This window comes from Streptomyces eurocidicus (assembly GCF_002891295.1).
Taxonomy (GTDB): domain Bacteria; phylum Actinomycetota; class Actinomycetes; order Streptomycetales; family Streptomycetaceae; genus Streptomyces; species Streptomyces eurocidicus.
Window position 1 is genome coordinate 342655 of the sequence record NZ_LGUI01000004.1, and the last position, 23589, is coordinate 366243.

General features: G+C 73.3%; 18 protein-coding genes and 1 pseudogene. 12 read left to right on the top strand and 7 right to left on the bottom strand.

The annotated features are described in order from the left end of the window. Positions 1-15 precede the first annotated feature (15 nt). On the top strand, positions 16-2055 hold the full coding sequence (locus AF335_RS15630) for a transglycosylase domain-containing protein (RefSeq protein ID WP_102919248.1): 2040 nt from the start codon (positions 16-18) through the stop codon (positions 2053-2055). Between the two features lie 53 nt (positions 2056-2108). Here AF335_RS15630 and AF335_RS15635 read toward each other — a convergent pair whose 3' ends face one another. Continuing rightward, positions 2109-3401: a polysaccharide deacetylase family protein gene (locus AF335_RS15635; protein ID WP_102918997.1), complete on the bottom strand. Its 1293-nt coding sequence runs from the start codon at positions 3399-3401 to the stop codon at positions 2109-2111. A gap of 58 nt (positions 3402-3459) precedes the next feature. After that, on the bottom strand, positions 3460-4203 hold the full coding sequence (locus AF335_RS15640) for an aminoacyl-tRNA hydrolase (RefSeq protein ID WP_102918998.1): 744 nt from the start codon (positions 4201-4203) through the stop codon (positions 3460-3462). Between the two features lie 165 nt (positions 4204-4368). Here AF335_RS15640 and AF335_RS34645 point away from each other — a divergent pair, with 165 nt between their 5' ends. Next, complete coding sequence (locus AF335_RS34645; protein WP_170127706.1) at positions 4369-4521, top strand: hypothetical protein; 153 nt, start codon at positions 4369-4371, stop codon at positions 4519-4521. A gap of 40 nt (positions 4522-4561) precedes the next feature. Here the strand turns inward: AF335_RS34645 and AF335_RS15645 are convergent, their stop codons facing one another. The 4 genes from AF335_RS15645 to hemE form a co-directional block, all read right to left on the bottom strand. After that, the gene (locus tag AF335_RS15645; RefSeq protein ID WP_244927033.1) at positions 4562-5431 is read right to left on the bottom strand and encodes a polysaccharide deacetylase family protein; all 870 of its coding nucleotides are present in this window, start codon (positions 5429-5431) and stop codon (positions 4562-4564) included. Positions 5432-5627: 196 nt separating this feature from the next. Continuing rightward, positions 5628-7223: an alpha/beta hydrolase gene (locus AF335_RS15650; RefSeq protein ID WP_102919250.1), complete on the bottom strand. Its 1596-nt coding sequence runs from the start codon at positions 7221-7223 to the stop codon at positions 5628-5630. Between the two features lie 172 nt (positions 7224-7395). Then, entirely contained in the window at positions 7396-8184 is a 789-nt protein-coding gene (locus tag AF335_RS15655) for a TIGR04222 domain-containing membrane protein (RefSeq protein ID WP_102918999.1), read from the bottom strand. Positions 8185-8293: 109 nt separating this feature from the next. Next, the gene (hemE, locus tag AF335_RS15660) at positions 8294-9367 is read right to left on the bottom strand and encodes a uroporphyrinogen decarboxylase (protein WP_102919000.1); all 1074 of its coding nucleotides are present in this window, start codon (positions 9365-9367) and stop codon (positions 8294-8296) included. A 91-nt stretch (positions 9368-9458) separates the two neighbouring features. Here hemE and AF335_RS15665 point away from each other — a divergent pair, with 91 nt between their 5' ends. The 6 genes and pseudogenes from AF335_RS15665 (at position 9459) to AF335_RS15685 (ending at position 16368) form a co-directional block, all read left to right on the top strand. Further along, entirely contained in the window at positions 9459-10022 is a 564-nt protein-coding gene (locus AF335_RS15665) for a DUF3000 domain-containing protein (protein ID WP_244927034.1), read from the top strand. A 67-nt stretch (positions 10023-10089) separates the two neighbouring features. After that, positions 10090-10224: pseudogene (locus AF335_RS35605) on the top strand (DUF3000 domain-containing protein); the annotation flags it as partial. Between the two features lie 165 nt (positions 10225-10389). After that, positions 10390-11052 carry a response regulator transcription factor gene (locus tag AF335_RS15670; RefSeq protein WP_087925687.1) on the top strand — a complete coding sequence of 221 codons (663 nt, stop codon included), beginning with the start codon at positions 10390-10392 and terminating at the stop codon, positions 11050-11052. Between the two features lie 120 nt (positions 11053-11172). Continuing rightward, positions 11173-12450, top strand: coding sequence for an HRDC domain-containing protein (locus tag AF335_RS15675; RefSeq protein WP_102919001.1), 1278 nt, complete (start codon positions 11173-11175; stop codon positions 12448-12450). A 574-nt stretch (positions 12451-13024) separates the two neighbouring features. Further along, positions 13025-14245, top strand: a complete 1221-nt coding sequence (locus AF335_RS15680; protein ID WP_102919002.1) for a thiolase family protein — start codon at positions 13025-13027, stop codon at positions 14243-14245. Continuing rightward, the gene (locus tag AF335_RS15685; RefSeq protein WP_102919003.1) at positions 14242-16368 is read left to right on the top strand and encodes a 3-hydroxyacyl-CoA dehydrogenase NAD-binding domain-containing protein; all 2127 of its coding nucleotides are present in this window, start codon (positions 14242-14244) and stop codon (positions 16366-16368) included. Before AF335_RS15680 ends, AF335_RS15685 begins: the two co-directional genes overlap by 4 nt. A 617-nt stretch (positions 16369-16985) precedes the next feature. On the opposite strand, the gene AF335_RS15690 is transcribed toward AF335_RS15685, so the two are convergent. After that, positions 16986-17981 (bottom strand): hypothetical protein, encoded by a 996-nt coding sequence (locus AF335_RS15690; RefSeq protein ID WP_102919004.1) that lies wholly within the window; start codon positions 17979-17981, stop codon positions 16986-16988. Positions 17982-18284: 303 nt separating this feature from the next. Here AF335_RS15690 and AF335_RS15695 point away from each other — a divergent pair, with 303 nt between their 5' ends. From AF335_RS15695 to AF335_RS15710, 4 genes are read left to right on the top strand one after another with little or no spacing between them, the layout of a single operon-like run. Beyond that, entirely contained in the window at positions 18285-20522 is a 2238-nt protein-coding gene (locus AF335_RS15695) for a HAMP domain-containing protein (protein ID WP_102919005.1), read from the top strand. A 3-nt stretch (positions 20523-20525) separates the two neighbouring features. Next, a complete protein-coding gene (pgsB, locus tag AF335_RS15700; protein ID WP_102919006.1) occupies positions 20526-21785 on the top strand; it encodes a poly-gamma-glutamate synthase PgsB in 1260 nt (419 codons plus the stop codon). Then, positions 21782-22264 carry a poly-gamma-glutamate biosynthesis protein PgsC/CapC gene (locus tag AF335_RS15705; protein ID WP_087925693.1) on the top strand — a complete coding sequence of 161 codons (483 nt, stop codon included), beginning with the start codon at positions 21782-21784 and terminating at the stop codon, positions 22262-22264. The genes pgsB and AF335_RS15705 overlap by 4 nt, the downstream gene beginning before the upstream one ends. A 38-nt stretch (positions 22265-22302) precedes the next feature. Next, the gene (locus AF335_RS15710; protein ID WP_102919007.1) at positions 22303-23385 is read left to right on the top strand and encodes a C40 family peptidase; all 1083 of its coding nucleotides are present in this window, start codon (positions 22303-22305) and stop codon (positions 23383-23385) included. The last annotated feature ends 204 nt before the right edge of the window (positions 23386-23589 follow it).

Genomic DNA, 23589 nt, shown 5'->3' on the forward strand with positions numbered 1-23589 from the left:
CCGTAGGGTCGAGTGGTGTTCGAACGCCGAAAAGGGGCGCACGCCCGGAACCACGCCGCTCCGGCCCGCCGCAGGCGCGCCGCCCCCCGCAAGCGCCGGCCGCGCCTCGCGAAGCTGCGCCCCGCCTACCCCCGGCCGGGGCGGCAGGGCTTCCGGCGCTGGGTGCCCTCGTGGCGCCAGGCGCTGGGCTCCGTCCTCACCTTCGCCGGCCTGCTGACGGCCCTGGTGACGATCATGTACGTCCGGACCGAGATACCCGCCGACCTCAACGCCTTCGCCACCCAGCAGGACAACGTCTACTACTGGGCCGACGGCACCGAGATGGCCCGCACCGGCGAGGTCAACCGCCAGGACCTCGACCTGCGCAAGGTCCCCGAGAAGGTCCGCTGGGCGGCCCTGGCCGCCGAGAACGAGACCTTCTACTCCGACAGCGGCATCTCGCTCAGCGGTATGACCCGCGCCGTCACCAAGATGGTCACCGGAGGCAGCACCCAGGGCGGCTCCACGATCACCCAGCAGTATGTGAAGAACGCCTACCTCAACCAGGACCAGACCTTCAGCCGCAAGTTCACCGAGATGTTCATCGCCATCAAGCTGGACAACCAGATGAGCAAGGACGAGATCCTGGAGGGCTACCTCAACACCAGCTGGTACGGGCGCGGCACCTACGGCATCCAGCGCGCCGCCCACGCCTACTACGGCAAGGACGTCTCGCAGCTCAACGCCAGTGAGGGCGCCTTCCTGGCCTCGCTGCTCAAGGGCGCCGGCCTCTTCGACCCGTCGCTCGGCCCGAAGAACCACGAGCGCGCCGTGGAGCGCTGGAACTGGATCCTCGACCGGATGGTGACCATCGGCAAGCTCTCCAAGGAGGAGCGGGCCACGTACACCACCTTCCCCGAGCCCCAGGCCCCGCCGAAGCCGGCCGGGCTGACCGGGCAGACCGGCTATCTGGTGGAGACCGCCCGCGCCTATGTGAGCGCCCACACCGACGTCTCCGACCACGACTTCGACCTCGGCGGTTACCAGATCCGCACCACCTTCGAGAAGCCCCGGATGGCCGCGCTCACCAAGGCCGTCGCCGAGGCGAGCGGCCGCCTGGACGCCGAGAAGCGCGACGCCGACAAGGACGTCCGCATCGGCGCCGCCTCCGTCACCACCGACGGGCGCGTCGTCGCCCTGTACGGCGGCCCGGACTACCTCAAGCAGGGCTTCAACGACGCCAACTCCTCCGTCGTCCCCGCCGGCACGTCCTTCACGCCCTTCGTCTACGCGGCCGCCCTGCGCGAGGGCGTCCAGAAGGAGCGCGGCAAGCCCCGTACCCCGGTCTCCCCGGCCACCGTCTACAACGGCGACGACAAGATCTCGCTACTCACCCCCGAGGGCCCGTACTGGTCCCGCTCCGGCAAGATCGTCAAGGCGCTCAACGACGGCGGGAAGTCCTGGGGCAGGATCACCCTGAAGGAGGCCGTCGCACAGTCCGTCAACACCCCGATGATGCAGCTCGGCATGGACGTCGGCCTGGACCAGGTGGGCGAGACGGCCGTGGCCGCGGGGCTGCTGAAGAACAGCCTCGGCCAGAAGCTGCCCGGCTTCTCGCTGGGCACCGCCACCCCCAGCGCCATCCGCATGGCCGGGGCGTACGGCACCTTCGCCGCCGGGGGCCTGCACAGCGAGCCGTACTCCGTCGACAGGCTCAGCCGCAACGGCAACCCCGTGCCGGTGGAGAAGCCCAAGGCCGAGCGGGTCCTGCCCGCGCAGGTCGCGGGCGCCGTGGACGACGCCCTGCGCGACGCCGTGCTGCGCGGCAGCGCGGCCGCCGCCAAGGCGGCCGGGGCCGGCGCCGCGGGCAAGACCGGGACGGCACAGGACAACAAGTCGGCGTGGTTCGCGGGCTACCGGGGCAAGGTGTCGACCGCCGTCTCGCTCTCCCGCATCGACCCCCGGTCGCAGGAGCTCCAGCCCCTGGACGGCCTGGCCGGCGCCGCGAAGGACACCCTGGGCAGCACGATCCCGATCGACATCTGGACGAAGTACACGGCCGCCCAGCGGAGCTGACCGGCCGGTGCGGCGCCGGGCCCGGCGCCGCGGTGGCCCGCTTTCCTCGCGGTCTACTTCTTCTTGACGAACGTGGCCCAGTCCGGGGACTGGGCCGGGTCCAGCCCGCGCAGCTTCGCCAGCACCTTCGGATCCTGCTCGTCGAGCCAGTCCGCGAGCTGCTTGAAGGACACGCAGCGCACGCCGTCCCGCTTGCACACCGACTTCATGACGTCCTCGATGGCCTTCATATAGATGCCACCGTTCCAGTCCTCGAAGTGGTTACCGATGAACAGTGGTGCCCGGCTGCCGTTGTAGGCGCGCTCGAAGCCGTTCAGATAGCCGTCCCGCGTCAGCTTCCGCCACTCCGCGTACTTCTTCGGATCGCCCTTGGTGTTGTCACCGGACTGGTTGTAGAGGAAGTTGAAGTCCATCGACAGGACCTGCTTCTCGCTCTTCGGGTACGGCAGCAGCTGCAGCGGGAAATTCCAGACGCCGTTGATCTGGGACGGCCAGATCTGGAAGTCGCCGGGCGAGCTCGCGTCGTACCGCCAGCCGAAGGACTTCGCCACCGGTATGAGGTTCTTCTGCCCCTCCAGACACGGGGCGCGCCCGCCGACCAGCTCCTTCTTGTAGTCGAAGGGCAGCGGCGGCAGGTCCGTGTAGCCGGTGTTCGTCTTCCAGTTCTGCACGAAGGAATACGACTGCTCGATCTCGCTCTTCCACTCCGCCGCGCTCCAGTCGCCGCCGCCCTTGGCGCCGCAGAAGTGGCCGTTGAAGTGGGTGCCGATCTCGTTCCCGTCCAGCCAGGCACCGCGCAACTGCTGAAGGGTGTCCTTGATGTGCGGATCCGTCGCATAGGAGATCGCCGACTCGCCGGGCTTGTGCTGCGGCGGCTTGTACAGCGTCGCCTTCGACTTCGGCAGCAGATAGGTGCCGGTGAGGAAGAACGTCATCCGGGCGTCGTTCTGCTTGGCGACCTCGCGGAAATGCGAGAAGAGGTGGTCGTCGCCCTCCAGCGCGCCGTCCCAGGAGAAGACCACGAACTGCGGCGGCTTCTCGCCGGGCTTCAGCCTCTCCGGCTTCGGCTGCTTGGGCTGCGGCCCGGTGTAGGACGTCGAACCGTCGCCGAGCACCCGGACCTTGCCGTCCCACTTCTCCTCGGGCTTCTTGCTCGCCGTCGGTTCCTCGTCGGGCTCGGTCTCGGGAGCGTTCTTCGCCTTGCCCTTCGGCTGGGCGGACGCCGAGGCGTCGCCCTTGGCGTCGGTCTCCCCACCGCTGCCGCAGGCGGTCAGCCCGAGCCCCAGGGCGGCCACGGCGCCCACGGTGACCAGAGCCGTCGCGCCGCGTACGGTCCTTTTCGACAACTTCTTACCCCCTGGCGCCAAAACAGATGTTCTGGCGCCAGTATCACAGGTCGTACTGTCAGACCCGTAGCGCCGGGTGGTCCGCGACCACGGTGCACGACCCCGGGGCGATCTCGGTGAAGCCCGCGTCCCGGACCACCGGCAGACCGCTCGTCGTCAGCCCCGCCCAGCGCGCCGGGTCGGCCGTCCGCACCGACAGCGCGAAACCGGACGCCAGCCAGGCCCGCCGGGCCGCCTCGTCCAGCCCCCACCACGCGAGCTGCGCGCCGTGTCCCGCCTGCGCCATGGTCTTGCCGGCCGACATCTCCAGCTCCGGGTTGAGCCACAGCACCGGGCCGGCCCCGGCCGGCAGCGGGGCCGGGGGCTCCGGGTCGGCCAGGTCCGTGCCCGACACCTGGAGCTTCACCAGCTCCTTGGGCCAGCCGTCGAGCGGTACGGGCGGGAAGACCCGCACCTCGGCCCGCTCGCCCGTGACCGTGATGCCCGGCAGCGCCGACGCCTTGCGCCACTCCGCGCCCCGCGCCCGCCGCACGACCTTCCGGATCCGGGCGTCCTGCCAGTCCCGGACCGCCCGCGCCCACTCGCCGTCCACGCCGTCGCCGCCGGTGGCCGCGCGCTCGTCGGCCAGCAGCGTGAGCACCGCGCGCGCCGCCGTCTCCAGGGCGTCCGTACGGGCCGGCGGCGCGTCCTTCTCGATCCGGACCACGAGCGGCAGCACGAACTGCGGCGCCTCGTCGCGGGGGTCGTCCTCCGGAGCTGTCGAGGGGCTGCCGGTCTCGGTGCGGGTGTCAGGGCTGGTCACGCCCCCAGTCTGCCAGCCGCCCCGGGAACGGACCGCCCCGGCCGGACGGCCGGGGCGGGGAGGGCGCGCGTGAGGAGGGCGCGGGGGGTGGGCGATGATGGCGGAACGCCGACGGACACGGACGGCCGCGCACGGACGCGTGGCCCCGCGAGGGACGGAGACGACATGGAACGTACGGACGGAAGCCCCGCCGCCGCGGCCCTCGCGGACTGCGTGCACTGCGGCGAGCCCACGGAGTACCCCGCCGAGCGGCCCGGCCTGACGCTCTGCCCCGTCTGCGAGTGGCAGGAGGCCCAGCGCACGGCCTGCTCCGGCTGACGGGGCGTCGCGCCCGGTACCGTTTGGTCCCGCCCGGGGCTCAGCCCCCGGCGATCAGATCCGAGACCCGCACGAACTCGTAGCCCCGCGCCCGCAGCTCGGGCACGATCCGCCGCACCGCCTCGTCCGTGGTGGGCGCCGCGCTGCGCGTGCAGTGCATCACCACCACCGAGCCGGGCTTCACCTGCGTCAGCACCTGGTCCGCCACCGGCCCGGCCTTCTTGGCGAAGGCGTCACCGCTGATCACGTCCCACTGCACGGCCGTCACCTTCGCGGGTGCGACGGCGCGCAGCGCGGCGTCGTCGTAGCACCCGCCGGGGAAGCGGAAGTACGGGACGGTGCGCCGCACCCCCGCCTTGCGGAAGGCGGCGGACGCGCGTTCCACGTCGGCCCGGGCGCCGTCGCGGGGGACGGCCGGCAGCCCGTAGCAGGGGGTGGAGAAGGCGTGGTGGCTGTACGAGTGGTTCGCGACCTCGAAGAGGGCGTCGCCACCGATGGACCGGGCCTGGTCGGGGTACTGCTCGGCCCATCTGCCGGTCATGAAGACCGTGGCGGGCACCTTGAGCCGCCGCAGCGTCGTGATCAGCTCGGGGTTGTCGAACGGCTCCCCGCGCGCGGCCCGCGGCCCCTCGTCCGAGGTCATGTCGGCGTCGAAGGTCAGCGCGACGCGCTTGGCGCCGCGTTTCCCGTGGAAGAACACGGGCGCCCGGCCGTCGGCCCCCACGGGCAGGGTGGGCGCGGGGGACGCCTCGGGGGAGGCGGCGGGAGTGGGGCGCGCGGCGGTGGCGGAGGCCGGGGCGCTCGGGGCGGCGGTGGACTTCCCGGAACCGCCGCCTCCGCCACAGGCGGAGAGGGCGGCGCAGAGGGCGAGGGCGGCGAACGACCGGACGGTACGGATCGGTGAGTGCACCGCAGCACTCTATGACCGGACGGGCCGGTGTCCGACGGGGCCGCCGGGTGCGGGTGGGTGCCGCTGCGCGGGGCTTTTCCCCTACCCGCCCCTTCCCGTAACCGGGGCTCCGCCCCGGACCCCGGTCCTCAAACGCCGGACGGGCTGAAATTCAGCCCGTCCAGCCACCGCCGGGAGACGCCCCGGCCAAAGACGTTCAGGCCCCCACCGCCGCCGCTGCCACCGCCCCCGACGGCGCCGGTTCCGCGCGCCCCGCGCAGGAGGCGTGCCGGTCCGGGAGGGCCCCGGTCAGCAGATACCGCTCCGTGTGGGCGTTGACACAGGCGTTGGCCCCGAAGGCGATGCCGTGGGTGCCCGCGTCCCGCTCGGTCACCAGCGCCGAGCCGGGCAGTCTGCGCTGGAGCTCCAGCGCGCCCGGGTACGGCGTCGCGGCGTCCCGTTCGGCGGCGAGCACGAGCGTGCGGGGCAGGGCGCTGGCCGGGGCGCCGACGTCGACCGGTCGCTGCCGCGGCCCCTTCCAGAAGGCGCAGGGCAGGTTCATCCAGGCGTTCTCCCAGGTCTCGAAGGGCGCCCGGCGGGCGAGGCGGGTGTTGTCCCGGTCCCAGACCCGCCAGGAGCGCGGCCAGGGGGCGTCGTTGCACTCCACGGCGGTGTAGACGGCGTTGGAGTTCTCCTCGGAGCGGGCCGACGCCGGGTCGGGCATGGCGAGCGCGCGCAGCGCCTTGTCGTCGCCGCGCAGATACGCGGACAGGGCGTTCGCGCTGCGCGCCCAGGCGCTGTCCGCGTAGCCGACCTGGAGGAGGGCGGACTGGAGCTGCCCCGGGCCGAGCTTCCCGCCGACGGGCCGGCGGGCCAGCCGCCGGCTCGCCCGGTCGTAGGAGTGCCCGACGCCTTCCGCGGTGCGGCCCAGGTGGTAGACGTCGTCGTGCCGGGCCACCCAGCGGCGCCAGTCGCCCCAGCGGACTTCGAAGGCCGCGGACTGGTCGAGGTTGCTGCGGTACCAGATCTTGCCGGGTGAGGGGTTGACGACGCTGTCGAAGACCATGCGGCGCACGTGCCCGGGGAACAGCGTGGCGTAGAGGGCCCCGAAGTAGGTGCCGTAGGACGCGCCCATGTACGTGAGGCGCTTCTGGCCGAGGGCCGCGCGCAGCACCTCCAGGTCGCGGGCGTTGTTCAGGCTGGTGAAGTGCCGCAGGTCCCGCCCGCCCCGCTGGGCGCAGCCCCGCGCGTACTCCTTCGCCTGGGCGATCCGGCGCGCCTTGTACGCCTCGGAGGGGTGTTGCGGCGCCCGGCTCGGGGCCTTGACGAAGCGCGCCGGGTCCACGCAGGACAGCGGGGCCGAGCGGCCCACGCCCCGGGGCGCGTAGCCGACGAAGTCGTAGGCCCTGCCCGCGGCCCGCCACTGGCCGATGCCGGCGAGCACCGGGAAGAACATCCCCGAGCCGCCCGGCCCGCCGGGGTTGTAGACGAGCGCGCCCTGGTGTTCGGCGCGGGTGCCGGTGGCCCGGGCGCGGCTGACGGTGAGTCCGATGTGCTTGCCGTGCGGCCGGGCGTAGTCCAGCGGTACGGAGACGGTGCCGCACTGGACGGTCGCGGGCAGCCCTTCCGCGGCCGGGCACGGGCCGTAGCGGATGCGTTCGACGGCGGCCTGGTGGACGGCGGTGACCACGCCACGGGCCTCGGCGCGGGTGCCGCCCGGTGGCGAGGGGTCCTCCAGGGCCCCGGCCGGCGCCGTGGTGACCGCGGTGAGGACCAGGGATCCGAGGGCTCCGTACAGGGCTGCTGCTCTCACACCGGCCATCCCTTCTCGTCTTATCTGACAAAAGGGATAATTGGTGGGGTTGTTGACGAAGTAAAGCACCGAGGCTCGTGTCGGTCGCAAAGGGCTCGATCGGGCCCGAATCAGGTCTGAGGGGCCACCGAGCAGCGGCCGAAGGCCCCGCACCGGGCCCCGGACCGGCCCGTCAGGGGTGGTGCTCGCGCAGCCGGGCGCAGAGTGCGGCGCGCAGTTCGGGGTCGGCGAGGGCCTTGCGGCCGCGCACGGCCAGCGCGGCCAGGAAGCCCGCGTCGTCGGAGCCGGCCCCGGATCCGGCCCCGGAGCCGACGCGGTCCAGGAGCTCCTGCCCGGCGACCGACGCCCAGGGCGTGTAGGGGTGGATCTCGATCCGGGCGATCAGCAGGCACGCCGACGTCAGCAGCAGCGGCAGCGCGAACCACGCCGCCGCCTCGCCCCGGTGGGTCTCGGGCGGCACCATCAGGACGGCGGCCGCCCCGGTCAGCACCACCAGGCCGCAGGCCGCGCGCACCTGACGGACGGCGGCCGTCACGTTCGTACGGGCCGGGTCGGGCACCGCGAGCCCGGCCTCGACCAGCCGGTCGGCCAGCGCCCGTACGGCGTCGGCGGCGGCGTGCGCGGCCCGCACGGCGGGCACCGGGGACTGCCCGTCCGGCCCGATGGCGGTGATCAGCGAGCGCTCCAGCTCGTCCCGCCCGACCGGGTCGACGACCGTGGCCCAGCCGGTGCGCGCGAGCAGCACCCGTCGCTCCCGGCCCATCCTGACCAGCGTGAGGTCGGTGACCCGGTGCGGGCCGCCGGCCAGGAACGCGGCCTCGTAGAGGCTCAGTCCATGCGCCCGGTCACCGGCCCCGGCGCGCTCCGGGGACACCTCGGCGGCCGCGGCGGCCGCGAGGCAGAGGCGTCCGCAGGTGAGGATCGCCGCACCCCAGGCGATCACCAGGAAGAGGACCCACATGACGGCTTTCTAGCCGACGGCCGGGGACTCCGCCATGGTTCGCGCAGGGTTCGCCCCGCCGTACGGACCCGGGTCGCGGGCCCGTACGGCGCGGTCGCGGGGCCTCGGGTCAGCGCGCGGTGTGCTCGTGGACGTACTCCACCAGGCGGGTGAGGGCGTCCGGGTCCGTGCTGGGCAGCACGCCGTGGCCGAGGTTGAAGATGTGGCCCGGCAGGTCCGCGGCGGCGTCCAGCACCTCCTGGGCCTTGGTCTCCACGGCCTCGCGGCCCGCGAAGAGGACCGCCGGGTCGAGGTTGCCCTGGAGCGCCTTGCCGGGGCCGACGCGGCGGACGGCCTCGTCCATCGGGATCCGCCAGTCGACGCCCACGACGTCCGCGCCGGCCTCGCCCATCAGGCCGAGCAGCTCGCCCGTACCCACGCCGAAGTGGATGCGGGGCACGCCGTGGCCGGCGACGGCGTCGAAGACCTTCGTGGAGGCGGGCATGACGGAGCGCCGGTAGTCCGCCGGGGCGAGCGCGCCGACCCAGGAGTCGAAGAGCTGCACGGCGGAGGCGCCGGCCTCGATCTGGATCTTCAGGAAGGCGGCGGTGATGTCCGCGAGCCGGTCCAGGAGGTCGGCCCAGAGCTCGGGGTCGCCGTACATCAGCGCCTTGGTGTGCTCGTGGTTGCGCGACGGGCCGCCCTCGACCAGGTAGCTGGCGAGGGTGAAGGGCGCGCCGGCGAAGCCGATGAGCGGGGTGGCGCCGAGCTCGGCGGTGAGCAGGCCGATGGCCTCGGTGACGTACGGGACGTCGGACGGGTCCAGCGGGCGCAGCCGGTCGAGGTCCGCGCGGGTGCGGATGGGCTGGGCGACAACGGGGCCGACGCCGGGCTTGATGTCCAGGTCGATGCCGATGGCCTTCAGGGGCACGACGATGTCGCTGAAGAAGATCGCGGCGTCGACGTTGTGGCGGCGGACCGGCTGGAGGGTGATCTCCGTGACCAGGTCGGGACGCATGCAGGACTCGAGCATCGGGATGCCCTCGCGGACCTTGCGGTACTCGGGCAGCGAGCGGCCCGCCTGGCGCATGAACCACACGGGCGTGTGCGGCACGGGCTCGCGCCGGCACGCCCGCAGGAACGCCGAGTCGTGTGCCGCGGTGCGGCCGGTCTGCTGCTGGCTGGGCTCCGTACGCTCACTCATGTCCCAAATCTTCGCACGGGCCGAACGAGTGACCCGCCCATGTGGGTGTCCCTACCCGGAACAGGGCGTCCTTCCGCCTAGTCTTCCGGGCATGGCTGCGGCGCAGGGACACCTCTCGGAAGGTCCGGACGACGCGGATGGGGAGGGCTCCCCGTCCGTCTTCCGGCAGGCGGTCGCCGGTTTGCAAGGGGTGCGTCTGCGGCCCGAGATCGAGCTGGACGCGACGCCACCGCCCCAGCGGCTGGCGCCCTTCTCGTACGCCCTGGAGGCCGCCGTCGTCGTGGACGACGAGGAGCTGGCGGACGGGCGGCTGATCCTGCTGCACGACCCGGCGGGGCACGAGGCGTGGGGCGGTACGTTCCGGCTGGTGACGCTGGTCCACGCCGATCTGGAGCCGGAGATGGCGGCGGACCCGCTGCTTCCGGAGGTGTGCTGGTCGTGGCTGACGGGCGCGCTGGAGGCCCGGCGGGTGCCCTACGGGGCCCCGAGCGGCACGGTGACCCGGGCGAGTTCGCACTACTTCGGCGGGCTGCGGGAGCGGGAGCCGTCGACGCGGATCGAGATCCGGGCCTCGTGGTCGCCGGTGGAGCCGGCGGGCGCCGGGGCGGCGGCACCGGCGGCCCGGGCGGCCCGCTGGGCGCGGCGGGCCCGGTGAGCCTCGCGGGCGCCGGGAAGCAGGGCGCGGCGCGGCCGGGGCGGGCGACCCGGCGGCGCCCGGGGCGGGGGTTCCCGACACGGCCGCGCACCTCGCGGCCTGGTGCGACCTGCTCTGTCAGATCGCTGGGCTGCCGCCGGGCGGGGCGCCGGAGGCGGGCGTGGTGACGCTTCCTCAGCGGCGCGATCCGCAGAGTCGTTGATCGATCAACCGTCCTAATTGCCCGAATTGTTACTCATCAATTCGTGATCTTCCCCTAAAGCCGGGACGCTTCGCTGCCGAAGAGGCTTGTGACCCTTCCCATACGGATCGCCCCGGCTTACCCCCAAAGTCGGCACCGTCCCCCGCCACTCCCCCTGGAGGCTTGGTGTCCGTTCTCCTCGAGCAACCTGCGAGCCTCGCCTACCGCCCGAACAAACCGACGGCCATGGTCGTCGTCGCCGACCCCCGCGTCCGCTCCACCGTCACCCGCCACCTGTGGGCGCTCGGCGTGCGAGATGTGATCGAGGCGTCGTCCATCGCGGAGGCCCGCCCCCGCGTCGGCAACCCGCGCGACATCTGCGTGGCCGACGTCCACCTTCCCGACGGGTCCGGGCTCACCCTGCTCTCCGAGACCCGCGCGGCGGGCTGGCCGAACGGCCTGGCCCTGTCCGCCGCCGACGACATCGGCGCGGTGCGCAACGCCCTCGCGGGCGGCGTCAAAGGCTATGTCGTCACCGGCACCCGGACCAATCTCGGCCTGCCCGGCCGGCCCGGCTCCGCGCCCATCGGCTCGGCCGCCGCGGCCCGGATGCACCGCCGCCCGCCCGGCGCCCCCGGCCACCCGGGGGGCTACCGCGAGCTGTCCGGCCGTGAGGTCGAGGTGCTGCGGCTGGTGGCGGAGGGCCAGTCCAACAAGGCCATCGGCGTCTCGATGGGACTGTCCGCGCTCACCGTCAAGAGCCACCTCGCCCGGATCGCGCGCAAGCTCGGCACCGGCGACCGGGCCGGCATGGTCGCCGTGGCCCTGCGCACCGGCATCATCCACTGACCGCTCCCGGCGGGCACGGCGGGGCCGATCGGGTCCCGGAACGCCCGCCGCACGACACCACGCCCGTCGACGGGAACGTTCCGTCGACGGGCGCTTGCCATACACAGATACCCTTGACCGGTGACCGACGCCCAAGAGACCGCAGCAGACACGACACTGCGAACCCCCGGGGGCGACCCCCCGGTCGACGTCGATTCGGCGCCGATCCCCCTGTTGGAGCCACGCGAGGGCATCCCGCCCGTCGTCGCTGACAACGATGCCCTGGCCCGGATCGTCGCGGCGTTCGCGGCCGGTACGGGCCCCGTCGCGGTGGACGCGGAGCGCGCCTCCGGCTACCGCTACGGCCAGCGCGCCTATCTCGTACAGCTGCGCCGCGAGGGCGCCGGCTCGACCCTGATCGACCCCGTCGGCTGTCCCGACCTGTCCTCGCTCGGCGAGGCCGTCGGCGACGCCGAATGGGTGCTGCACGCGGCCACCCAGGACCTGCCGTGCCTGCGCGAGATAGGGATGACGCCGTCGCGGCTCTTCGACACGGAGCTGGCGGGACGGCTCGCCGGATTCGCCCGGGTGGGACTCGGCGCCATGGTCGAGAACGTCCTGGGGTACGCCCTGGAGAAGGGCCACTCCGCCGTCGACTGGTCCACCCGCCCGCTGCCCGACCCGTGGCTGCGCTACGCCGCGCTCGACGTGGAGCTCCTCGTCGACCTGCGCGACGCGCTGGAGGCGGAGCTGGACCGGCAGGGGAAGCTGGAGTGGGCCCGCCAGGAGTTCGCGGCGATCGCCGCCGCGCCCCCCGCCCCGCCCCGCAAGGACCCCTGGCGCCGTACGTCCGGGATGCACAAGGTCCGGCGGCGGCGGCAGATGGCCGTGGTCCGCGAGCTGTGGACCGCGCGCGACCAGATCGCCCAGCGGCGCGACGTCTCGCCCGGCAAGGTGCTCGGCGACGCCGCGATCGTCGAGGCCGCGCTGAACATGCCGCCGAACGCCCAGGCGCTGGCCGCGCTGCCCGGCTTCGGCCACCGGATGAGCCGCAAGCAGCTGGAGCAGTGGCAGGCCGCGGTCGACCGCGCCCGCGCGATCCCGGACAACGAGCTCCCGCAGCCCGGCCAGCCGCTGACCGGCCCGCCGCCGCCCCGTGCCTGGGCGGACAAGGACCCCGTCGCGGCCGCCCGGCTGTCCGCGGCCCGTACGGCGGTGTCGGCGCTGGCCGAGCGGCTCACCATGCCGCAGGAGAACCTGATCGCCCCGGACACCGTCCGCCGGCTGTGCTGGGAGCCGCCGAAGGCACCGACGCCGGACGCGGTGGCGGAGGTCCTCACCGCGCACGGCGCCCGCGCGTGGCAGGTGGAGCAGGTGACACCGGCCCTGGTGAAGGCACTGACGGAGGCCACGGACTGAACGACGTACGCGGTGTACGCGGTGCACGCCGCCGGACTGAACGACGTACGCGGTGCACGCGGTGCACGCGGTGCACACCGCCGGACTGAACGACGTACGCGGTGCACGCGGTGCACGCGGTGCACACCGCCGGACTGAACGACGTACGCAGTGCACACCGCCGGACGCCTCGCGGCGGGCCGAGCGCCGTCGCCGCGGATTCGGGGCCCCTGCCCCGCCCTCTCAACCGTTTCCCGGGGCTACACCCCGGCCCCCTCGGGGGTCTGGGGGCTTGCCCCCAGGAAACGGGAAGGGGCGGGGCAGGGGCCCTTTGCCGCGCCGCGACGGCGCTCGGCCCGCCGCACGGCGCCCGGCGGTGCCGAACCCGCCGCGGTCGCCCCCCCCACCGGGGAACCCGGCGGTGCCGAACCGCCCCGGTCGCGACCGCACACGGAATGTGACCTTCGCCGCTCCCGCCAGGGGGGCTGGGCAACCTAGTTACCCGTAAGTAGCATGGCGGTTGTCAGCCCGCACCGCGGCGGAGCCGTACCGGCGTGCCCGCGCGCAGCGATCCCGCACATGGAGGAGAGCCAACGTGCCTCGTACCGCTAGGGACGTCGTCTTCGTCGACGGCGTCCGCACCCCGTTCGGCAAGGCGGGCCCGAAGGGCATCTACCACGAGACCCGCGCCGACGACCTCGTCATCAAGTGCATCCGTGAGCTGCTGCGCCGCAACCCGAACCTGGACCCCGCCAAGATCGACGAGGTCGCCATCGCCGCGACCACGCAGATCGGCGACCAGGGCCTGACCCTGGGCCGCACGGCCGGCATGCTCGCGGGCCTGCCGCAGACCGTGCCCGGCATGTCCATCGACCGGATGTGCGCCGGCGCGATGACCGCCGTGACGACCGTCGCCGGCGGCGTGGCCTTCGGCGCGTACGACGTCGCCCTCGCGGGCGGTGTCGAGCACATGGGCCGGCACCCGATGGGCGAGGGCGTCGACCCCAACCCGCGCTTCGTGTCGGAGAAGCTGGTCGACGACTCCGCCCTCGTCATGGGCATGACGGCGGAGAACCTGCACGACCGCTTCCCGCAGCTCACCAAGGAGCGCGCGGACGCGTTCGCGGTCCGCAGCCAGGAGAAGGCCGCCAAGGCGTACGCCGACGGCAAGATCCAGGCCGACCTGGTGCCGATCTCCGTGCGCCGCACCACGCCCGAGGGCGGGGAGCTGGGCTGGGGCCTCGTCACGGCCGACGAGCCGATGCGCCCGGGCACCACCATGGAGGGTCTCGCCAACCTGAAGACCCCCTTCCGCCCGCACGGCCGGGTCACCCCGGGCAACGCCTCCGGCCTCAACGACGGCGCCACCGCCTCGCTGATCGCCTCCGAGGACGCGGCGCGCGAGCTGGGTCTGCCGATCCGGATGCGCCTGGTCTCCTACGCCTACGTGGGCGTCGAGCCCGAGGTGATGGGCTACGGCCCGATCCCGGCGACCGAGAAGGCCCTCGCCAAGGCGGGCCTGACCATCGACGACATCGGCCTGTTCGAGCTGAACGAGGCGTACGCGGTGCAGGTGCTGGCCCTCCTGGACCACTACGGCATCGCGGACGACGACCCGCGCGTCAACCAGTACGGCGGCGCCATCGCGTTCGGCCACCCGCTGGCCTCGTCGGGCGTGCGTCTGATGACGCAGCTGGCCCGGCAGTTCGAGGAGCAGCCGCACGTCCGCTACGGCATGACGTCAATGTGCGTCGGCCTCGGCATGGGCGGAACGGTCATCTGGGAGAACCCGCACTTCGACGGAGGCAGCAAGTGAGCACCGCGGAACTTCTGAAGGGTGCGGCAGAGCTGTTCCCGGGTGAGGTCGTGACCCAGGCGCACGTGCGCCACTTCGACCTGCCCAAGGGCGCGGGCACCTTCGCGCTCATCACCCTGGACAACGGCCTGGACCACACCAAGCCGACCACGTTCGGCCCCCGGTCGCTGGCGAACCTGAGCGCCGCGATCGACCAGGTCGAGGCCGAGGCCCGGGACGGGAAGATCACCGGCGTCGGCGTCACCGGCAAGCCGTTCATCTTCGCGGTCGGCGCCGACCTCAAGGGCGTCGAGCTGCTCGCCCGCCACGAGGACGCGCTGGCCATCGGCAAGGGCGGCCACGACGTCTTCAAGCGGCTGTCGTCGCTGGCGGTGCCGACGTTCGCGTACTACAACGGCGCGGCCATGGGCGGTGGCGTCGAGGTCGGTCTGCACTGCACCTACCGGACCGTCTCGAAGGCCATCCCGGCCTTCTCCCTGCCCGAGGTCTTCCTCGGCCTGGTCCCCGGCTGGGGCGGCTGCACCCTGCTGCCGAACCTCATCGGCGCGGACCGCGCGGTCTCGGTGATCATCGAGAACTCGCTCAGCCAGAACAAGCAGCTGCGCGGCAAGCAGGTCTTCGAGCTGGGCATCGCCGACGCGCTCTTCGAGGGCGCGGACTTCCTGGAGCAGTCGCTGCTCTGGACCGCCTCCGTGCTCAGCGGCGAGACCGAGGTCTCCCGCCCCGAGGTCGACCGCGGCGAGGCGTGGGACCGGGCCGTCGAGCGCGGCCGGTTCGTCGCGGACTCCAAGGTGCACGGCGCCGCCCCGGCCGCCTACCGCGCGCTGGAGATCATCTCCGCGGCGAAGAACGGCGACCTGGCCGCCGGCTTCGACGCCGAGGACAAGGCCCTCGCCGACCTGATCATGGGTGGCGAGCTGCGCAGCGGCATCTACGCCTTCAACCTGGTGCAGAAGCGCGCCAAGCGCCCGGCCGGTGCCCCGGACCGCTCGCTGGCCCGCCCGGTCACCAAGGTGGGCGTCGTCGGCGCCGGTCTGATGGCCTCCCAGCTCGCGCTGCTCTTCCTGCGCCGCCTCGAGGTGCCGGTCGTGCTGACCGACATCGACCAGGAGCGGATCGACAAGGGCGTCGGCTACGTCCACGGCGAGATCGACAAGCTGCTCGCCAAGGGCCGCATCGGCCAGGACAAGGCCAACCGCCTCAAGGCGTCCGTGACGGGCTCCCTCAACAAGGCCGCCGCCTTCGGCGACGCGGACTTCGTCATCGAGGCCGTCTTCGAGGAGATGGGCGTCAAGCAGCAGGTGTTCGCCGAGGTCGAGGCGGTCGTGCCCGCGCACACCATCCTCGCCACGAACACCTCCTCGCTGTCCGTCAGCGAGATGGCGTCGAAGCTCAAGCACCCCGAGCGGGTCGTGGGCTTCCACTTCTTCAACCCGGTCGCGATCCTCCCGCTCCTGGAGATCGTGCGCGGCGAGCTGACCGACGACGCGGCGCTGGCCACGGCCTTCGGCGTCGCCAAGAAGCTGAAGAAGACCGCGGTGCTGGTGAAGGACGCCCCGGCGTTCGTCGTCAACCGCATCCTGACCCGCTTCATGGGCGAGATCCAGAACGTCATCGACGAGGGCACGCCGGTCGCGGTCGCCGAGAAGGCCGTCGAGCCGCTCGGTCTGCCGATGTCGCCGCTGGTCCTGCTGGAGCTGGTCGGCCCGGCGATCGGGCTGCACGTCTCCGAGACGCTCAACCGCGCCTTCCCGGACCGCTTCACCGTCTCGCCGAACCTGGCCGCCGTGGTCAAGGCCGGCAAGCGCGGCTTCTACGTCTACGACTCCGGCAAGCCGGAGCTGGACCCCGAGGTCGCGGCGCTCCTGAAGCAGGGCGACGTCGTCCTGACCGAGGAGCAGGTGCGCGACCGGGTCCTGGACGCCGTCGCGCAGGAGATCGGCCTGATGCTGGACGAGGGTGTCGTCGCCGAGGCGCAGGACATCGACCTGTGCCTGATCACGGGCGCGGGCTGGCCCTTCCACCTGGGCGGCATCACGCCGTACCTGGACCGCGAGGGCGTCTCCGAGCGCGCGGCGGGCCGGCGCTTCCTGGCGCCGGGTGTGGCGAGCGTGCCGGCGTAACGCCGGAGTCCCCGGAGCGCCGGGCGGGTTGGTCGGAACCCGCTCGGCGCTTCGGCGTGTCCGAATCCGGGGGCGACGGCCCGGCCCGGCGGCCTGTGCCGTGGCGGCCCGTCACGGCGGGGCGGACCGGGGTCGTTCTCCGGATGCGTCCCCCGCGCCGGGCCGCGATCGTGGCGCCATGAGAAGTCATCCCTTCGTCGTCGTGCACGCCCCGGACGGCCGTGGGCTGAGGGCCGTGTCCGCCGGGGGGAAGGCCGTCGGCAGCGCCTGGTCGGAGCGGGAGCTGCGCCGGGTGCTGGGCCGGGCGGGAGTACCCCGGGACTCCGATCTCGGCGACCGCGCGCGCGTGCTCTGGCCGGCGGACCGGGACGACTGGCCGGACCGCCCGTGGCGCAGGCGTGCCACGGGCGCCGTCATGGCGCTCGGGCTCCTCGCGTCGGCGGCCGTCCTCCTGCGCGTGAGGCTGACGGACGCCTTCCACGCGCTGGCCTACGGCGGGCCGGGAGGCGCTCTCCGAGTCGGAGCAGGAGCCCTACGGCATGAAGACCATGTACGCGGCGACCGATCAGCCGGTCACCCAGCTCCTGCACAAGGCGGGTAAGTGACCCGGCGGCGGCTCAGCGCGAGCCCGCGCCCCACTCCCCCGCCACCTCCGCCAGCGCCCGTACCGCCTTCTCCACCAGCACGTCGTCGCCCCGTACGCGCCTGCTGTGTTCCACGTGCAGGAACGGCACCTTCACCGCCGCCGCGTGGTCCCCCTCGACGTTCGTGCGGCCCTCCAGGCGGCCGCAGTACCGTTCCCACACCTCGCACACGCGCAGCTCCCGCGCGCGCAGGGCCCCGGACAGGCGGCGGGCCCACCGGAGGCCCGCGTCGCCCTTGCCCGTCGAGACGACGACGTCCTCGTCGGGCAGGCTGCTGTCGGCGAAGCCGTGCACCTGGACGGCCGGGAGCTTGCGGTCGGCGAGCGCGTCGGAGACGGCGGCGAAGACGGAGTCCCGGCGGTGCGCCACGTCGGCCACGTCCGACGCGCCCGTGTCGTCCGCCCCGCCCGACGCGTCGCTCGCCGCCGCCCGGTGCGCACCCGCCAGGATCAGGACGCCCCCGGGCGCCGCCCGCAGCAGCCCGATCCCGAGCTGCTCGCTGCGCAGGTCCGCCGTGGGGTGCGGGACCTGCACCTGCCAGCGGGCCGGGCCGCGCAGGTCCACGTAGACCCGTCCCCAGCCGCGCCGCGCCTCGCCGTCCGCCGTGGTGTCGGCGATCTCGGCGACCTGCTGCCCGCTGTCCCGGTCGACGAGGGCCCGTACGCCGTAGCCGACCTCGGCCAGGGCCCGTTCGGCCGTCGCGCGGTGGCCGTCGAGCAGGGCGCGGACGCCGTCGGCGACGGCCCGGCGGTCGCGCTCGCCGGGCACCCGGTAGTGCCCTCCCGGCGTGATGCGGTCGGTGAACTCCGTGATCCACTGCCGGAGGTCGACGGGGCTCGGCGTGCCGACGCGGGCCGGCGTGGTGGTGGGCGCGCCGGAGCCGGACGGGGAGGAGCAGCCCGTGAGTCCCACGAGTGTGAGCACCGCGAGCAGCGCGAGGGCGCGGACGCCGTCCGGCGTGAGTCTCATGTCGGTAAAAATACCCCTTCAGGCATTCGACTTGGCACAGCGCGCCCATCGCCCCATACGTCAAGTCCCCGGTAGGTGCACGCACATGGGGTGTGTCGCCACGGAAATTTTGGAAACGCTTTAATTATTGCTTAGGATTCAACGGCCCTTGCCCCTCTGGGCGCCCACCTAAGTACCACCCGCACGCGCCGCAGACAACTCCACCCCTCCCGTCGTCCCGGCAACACCGTGCCGCGGTCGAAAGGAACCATGTTGTCCGCTTCGCGCGGCACACGTCGGCGGAAGATACGCCGTCGCGCCGACATGCCCTTGCTCGGTGGCGCCCGGCCGCCGATAGCCGCGCTGCTGGCACTGCTGCTGGCCGTGGCCGGGGCGACGGCCCTCGTGCTGGGCGATCGCGACCACGCGGGCACCGACACGGCGATACTCGGCTCGCAGCAGCGGGTGGCCGAGGACGGCGCCCTGTCGCTGCGGGCCTCCCTCGACGAGAGCGTCACCGACCTCCAGCGCGCCGCGACCCTCTTCTCGGGCTCCCGGCCCGTGACGGCCGACACGGCCCTGGACAAGCTCGGCAAGGTCTACAACAAGTGGCGCGGCACCGCCGTCATCGACCCGGCCGACGGCACCCTCCTCGCCGCGCGCGGCGAGAACATCCCGCTCGCCTCCCTCCTCAAGGACGTCAAGGGCGCGCCGGAGGGCGACAAGGGCAAGGACGGCAAGCCGACCGCCCCCGCCCCGCAGCTGGTGCGGCTGCGCTCGGGCGAGACCCGCATGCTGGTCACGGCCCCGCTGGGGGGCGGCGACCGGCCCCGGCTGCTCGTCGCCTCCGGCACCCTCAACGTCCCCGGCATCTCCACCGGCGAGAACCGTTCCCTGCTGGTCGTCGACTCGGCCGGCACGGTGCTCGCCAGCGACGGGCCGCCGGTGGCGCGCACGTCCTGGGCCAAGCAGGCCGCCCGGACCGCGGCCTCCGACTTCACCAGGACCCCCGAGCCGGGCGGCCACCCGGGCGCCAGCGGCCACCTGATGGCCCGTACGGGCGGCGACGGCGACCGCCGTACGGCGGTGGGCTACGCGGCGGCCGGGCGCGCGCCCGGCGAGAACAGCCCCGCGGGCGGCCTCGGCCTCTCGGTGATCACGTCGGTGAAGGTCACCGGCGACCCCGCGGCCGTCCGCACACAGGCGTTCGGGCTGGTGGCGGCGGGCGTGCTGCTGGTCCTGGCCCTGGTCGTGACCTGGGTGCTGATGCGTACGGTCCAGCGGCCGCTGCTCCAGCTGTACCTGGAGAGCCGCAGGCTCGGCCGCGGCGAACTCGACCGGCCGGTCCGGCGCTTCCGGGGGCGCGAGCCCGCCCGGATCGGCGCCGCCCTGGAGAGCCTGCGCCGCCAGAGCCTCGGCGACCGCCCCACCCGCACCGGCCGGGCCCGGGGCGGCTTCGGCACCCGTGGCACGGTCATCGTCTGCGGGGTGCTGCTGCTCGCCTGGGCCGCGCCGCTCCTGCTGCTGCTCAACCGCGCGGGCGGCTCCGTGACCGTGCCCAAGCAGCTCGTCGAGGACCAGCGGCGGCGCACCGACACCGCCGCCGACCGGGTCCGCAAGGCGCTCAACGAGGGCTGGGCGGACGTCGCCTCCGTCGCGCAGATCGTCGGCGCGGGCCCGAAGGAGCCCGCGAAGGACGACAAGGAGGCCCGGCAGGAGGCCCAGGACGCCAAGGCCACGGCCAAGGACGCAGCCAAGGACGCCGCCGCCGACAGGACCGTCCTGGAGACGACCCTGCGCGAGCACCCCCGCTACCGCGCCGTCTACGTCCTCGACGGCGACGGCAAGGTCCTCGCCCGGGCCGGCGCCTCCCCCCGCCACCCGGCCGGGCGCAAGCCGTACCCGGACTCCGTCGCCCAGCTCAACACCTCCGGCAAGGAGCCGGCCGTCGCCGCGTACGCCGCGGTGCCGGACGGCGACGGCCGCACCGTCGTCGGCGAGTACGACCCGCAGTTCCTCATCTCGATGGTCACCCGGCCGGGCCTCGGCCAGGTCTGGCTGGTCGACAAGAAGCACCGCGTCATCGCCGCCGACCGCCCGCACGGCTTCCGCGCCTTCGGCAAGCTGCCCGGCGGCCACCTCGACACCCTCGCCGCCAAGGCCCGCAAGGACAGCGACGGCAAGGCGGTCCTGCACCGCTCGGCCCGCTCCGCCTCCCTCGCGGCGGCCGCCCCGTTCACCGGCGGCGGCGCGGTCAAGGGGCTGGAGTGGCAGGTCGTCAGCGAGCAGCCGACGTCCTGGCTGAAGCTGCCCGAGTACACCGCCGAACGGCACACCATGCTCGCCGGCCTGCTGGGCGTGACCGCCGCCGTGGCCTGCCTGGGCTGGCTGCACATCATCGTCATCCGCCCGCTGCGCGCGCTCGCCGGCCAGGCGGAGGCGCTGGCCGCGGGCGACCGGAAGACCGTGCTGTTCCCGCAGCACCACGACGAGGTCGGCGCCGTCGTCCGCAACCTGGAGCTGATCCGGCAGCGGCTGGCACGACCCTCCGGAAGGAACTGACCCGTGCTCTTCCTCTACACGGTCCTGGTGATCTGCTGTGCGATCGTGCTGGTCGCCGGGGTGATCGAGCAGCGCCGGCACTTCACCAACCTCGACCTGATCCCCACCCGGGTGCTGATCAACGGCATCCGGGGCAAGAGCTCCATCACCCGGCTGTGCGCGGGCGCGCTGCGCGGCGGCGGGCTGGTCACGGTCGCCAAGACCACCGGCACCGCGGCGCGCTTCATCCACCCGGACGCCACCGAGGAGCCGGTCTACCGCAAGTTCGGCATCGCCAACGTCGTCGAGCAGATCGGCATCGTGCGGCGCGCCGCCGCGTACCGCCCGCACGCCCTGGTGATCGAGTGCATGGCGGTGATGCCGGCGCTCCAGGAGGTCAACCAGACCAAGCTGATCCGCTCCACGATCGGTGTGCTGTGCAACGTCCGTGAGGACCACCTCGCCGAGATGGGCCCGACCCTGGACGACGTCGCCCGGTCGCTGAGCCGGTCCATGCCGCACGGCGGGATCTGTGTGACGGCCGAGGTCGACCGGCTGCACATCCTCCGGGAGGAGGCGGCCAAGCGGGACTGCCGGCTGATCGCGGTGGACCCGGAGACGGTCACCGACGCGGAGCTGCGCGGCTTCAGCTGGTTCACGTTCAAGGAGAACGTCGCCATCGCGCTGGCCGTGGCCGAGCTGCTGGGCGTCGGGCGCGAGACCGCGCTGCGGGGGATGTACGACGCGCCGCCGGACCCCGGTGTGCTGTCCGTGGAGCGCTACCGCACCCCCGAGGGCGTGCCGTTCCGCTTCGCCAACGTCTTCGCGGCCAACGACCCCGAGTCGACGCTGATGAACGTCGAGCAGCTGCTGAGCCTCGGCGCGATCGAGCGGCCGCTGCACGTCCTGATCAACTGCCGTCCCGACCGCGTCGAGCGCAACGGGCAGATGGGCGAGATCGTCCCCCGGCTGGCCCCGGACACGGTCTTCCTCATCGGCCACCCCACCAAGAGCGCCGCCGACGCGATCCCCGACGGGTGGCGCGACCGCGTCGTCGACCTCGGCGGCGACCGCCGCGACCCGGCCGAACTGGAGCGCGAGATCCTGGGCCGGCTCGGCCCGGGCGCCTCGCTGGTCGCCATCGGCAACATCCACGGCCAGGGCGAGCTGCTGCTGGAACGGCTGGCCGAGCTGCCGGCGGACGAGCCGGCGCAGGCCGAAGAGCCGGAGCAGCCCCCCGTGTATGTCCCGACCTACATAGAGCACACAGGAGACTTCCGTTGATCCCCGCCGTCCTCACCCCGGAGATCGCCGCCATCGGGATCGCCCTGGGTCTGCTGTTCTCGCTGGTCTGCTATCTGACGACCAATCTCTCCCCCGGCGGCATGATCACCCCCGGCTGGCTGGCCCTCACCCTGGTCGAGGACCTCCAGCGCGCGGCCATGGTCGTCGGCATCACCGTGCTGACGTACCTGTCGACGCTGCTGCTCCAGCGGTACGTGATCCTCTACGGCAAGCGGCTGTTCGCCGCGGTCGTGCTCACCGGCGTGGTGCTCCAGGCGACCCTGCACATCATCCTCCAGCAGCAGTTCCCGCTGATGTACGCCAACCAGACCCTCGGCTTCATCGTCCCGGGACTGATCGCCTATCAGCTGGTCCGCCAGCCGAAGGGCGCGACGCTGCTGGCCACGGGCACGGTCTCGCTGGCCAACTACGTCGTCCTCACCGCCGGCATCCTGCTCGGCTTCATGCCGACCGCCTGACCCGTCCGACCCTCCTTACCCTCACGGAGCGCCGCCTGATGAGCCCGAAGACCAAGGCCCGCAAGAAGCAGAGCCTGACCGGCCGCCGCGCGGTGCACGCGCTGGTCGTGACCGGTCTGCTCGGTGCCAGCGCGTACCTCACCGTGGAGCTGCGGGACCAGCGGCCGGAGGCCGCGCCGCCGGTGCGGTCCGTGAGCGGCTCCGGCCCCACCACGGGCGCCAAGGCCGCGACCGGCGAACGGCGCTTCGAGCGGCTCGCCAACCCGGCCCGTACGGTCGTCCGGGCCGGCGACGGCGCGGTGCTGGCCACCTTCACCGACGGCGCCCGCACCGCGGTCCTCACCGGCCCCAGCCGTACCTTCACCGAGCCGAAGTACACCTCGGCGAAGGTGACCACGGACAGCTGGGTGCGGCTGCTGCCGCAGCAGTGGAAGGAGGGCTCGGAGAAGGCCGCCTGGTTCACCGAGTGGTTCGGGAAGTCCCTGGGCAGCAAGGACCCCGACATCTTCGCCTTCTCCATGGAATACCTGGAGGGCGCCCCGCAGAAGAAGGACGCGCAGGGGCTCGTGTACGCGGGCGACGCCCAGTTCGGCCCGCTCAACCCGGGCGGTTCGGAGGCGGGCGACATGCGCCTGGAGGAGTCGGACTTCTACGACTACCTGGGCATCCCGTACACCTTCCGGGACGGCACCGTGGAGCACCCCGAGGCCAAGCGGCTGCGGGCCATGGACTGCTCGGGCTTCGTGCGCACGGTCTTCGGCTTCCGCGCCCGCTACCCCCTGATGGGCAAGGACGTGAAGGGCGACGGCCTGCCGCGCACCGCCAACGGCATGGCCCGCCTCTCCCCCGGCGTCCCGGTCCTGGAGCTGACGGGCAAGCGCCCCGCGGCCACCGACCGGCTCCAGCCGGGCGACCTCGTCTTCTTCGACATCGACCGCCGCACCGGCGACCGGCTGGACCACGTCGGCATCTACATGGGCCTGGACACGGACGGCAAGCCGCGCTTCATCTCCAGCCGCGAGGAGGCCAACGGCCCGACGTTCGGCGACAAGGGCGGCACGGCCCGGCTGGACGGCAACGGCTTCTACGCCACGGGGCTGCGCAGCGCGAAGCGGCTGTGACGGTGGAGGGCCGGGCCTGCCGCTGCCCGTGGCCGGGGGCTGGCTGACGGGTGCTTTCCGCGCCGCCGCGCGGTGTCCTCGAACGCCGGACGGGCTGATTCGGCCCGTCCGGGGGCACATCCGGGGGCACCCCCAGCGGTAGCTCGGGGAGGTGGCCGGGAGAGCTTGAGGACCGGAGCCCGGGGCGGAGCCCCGGGAGGGCAG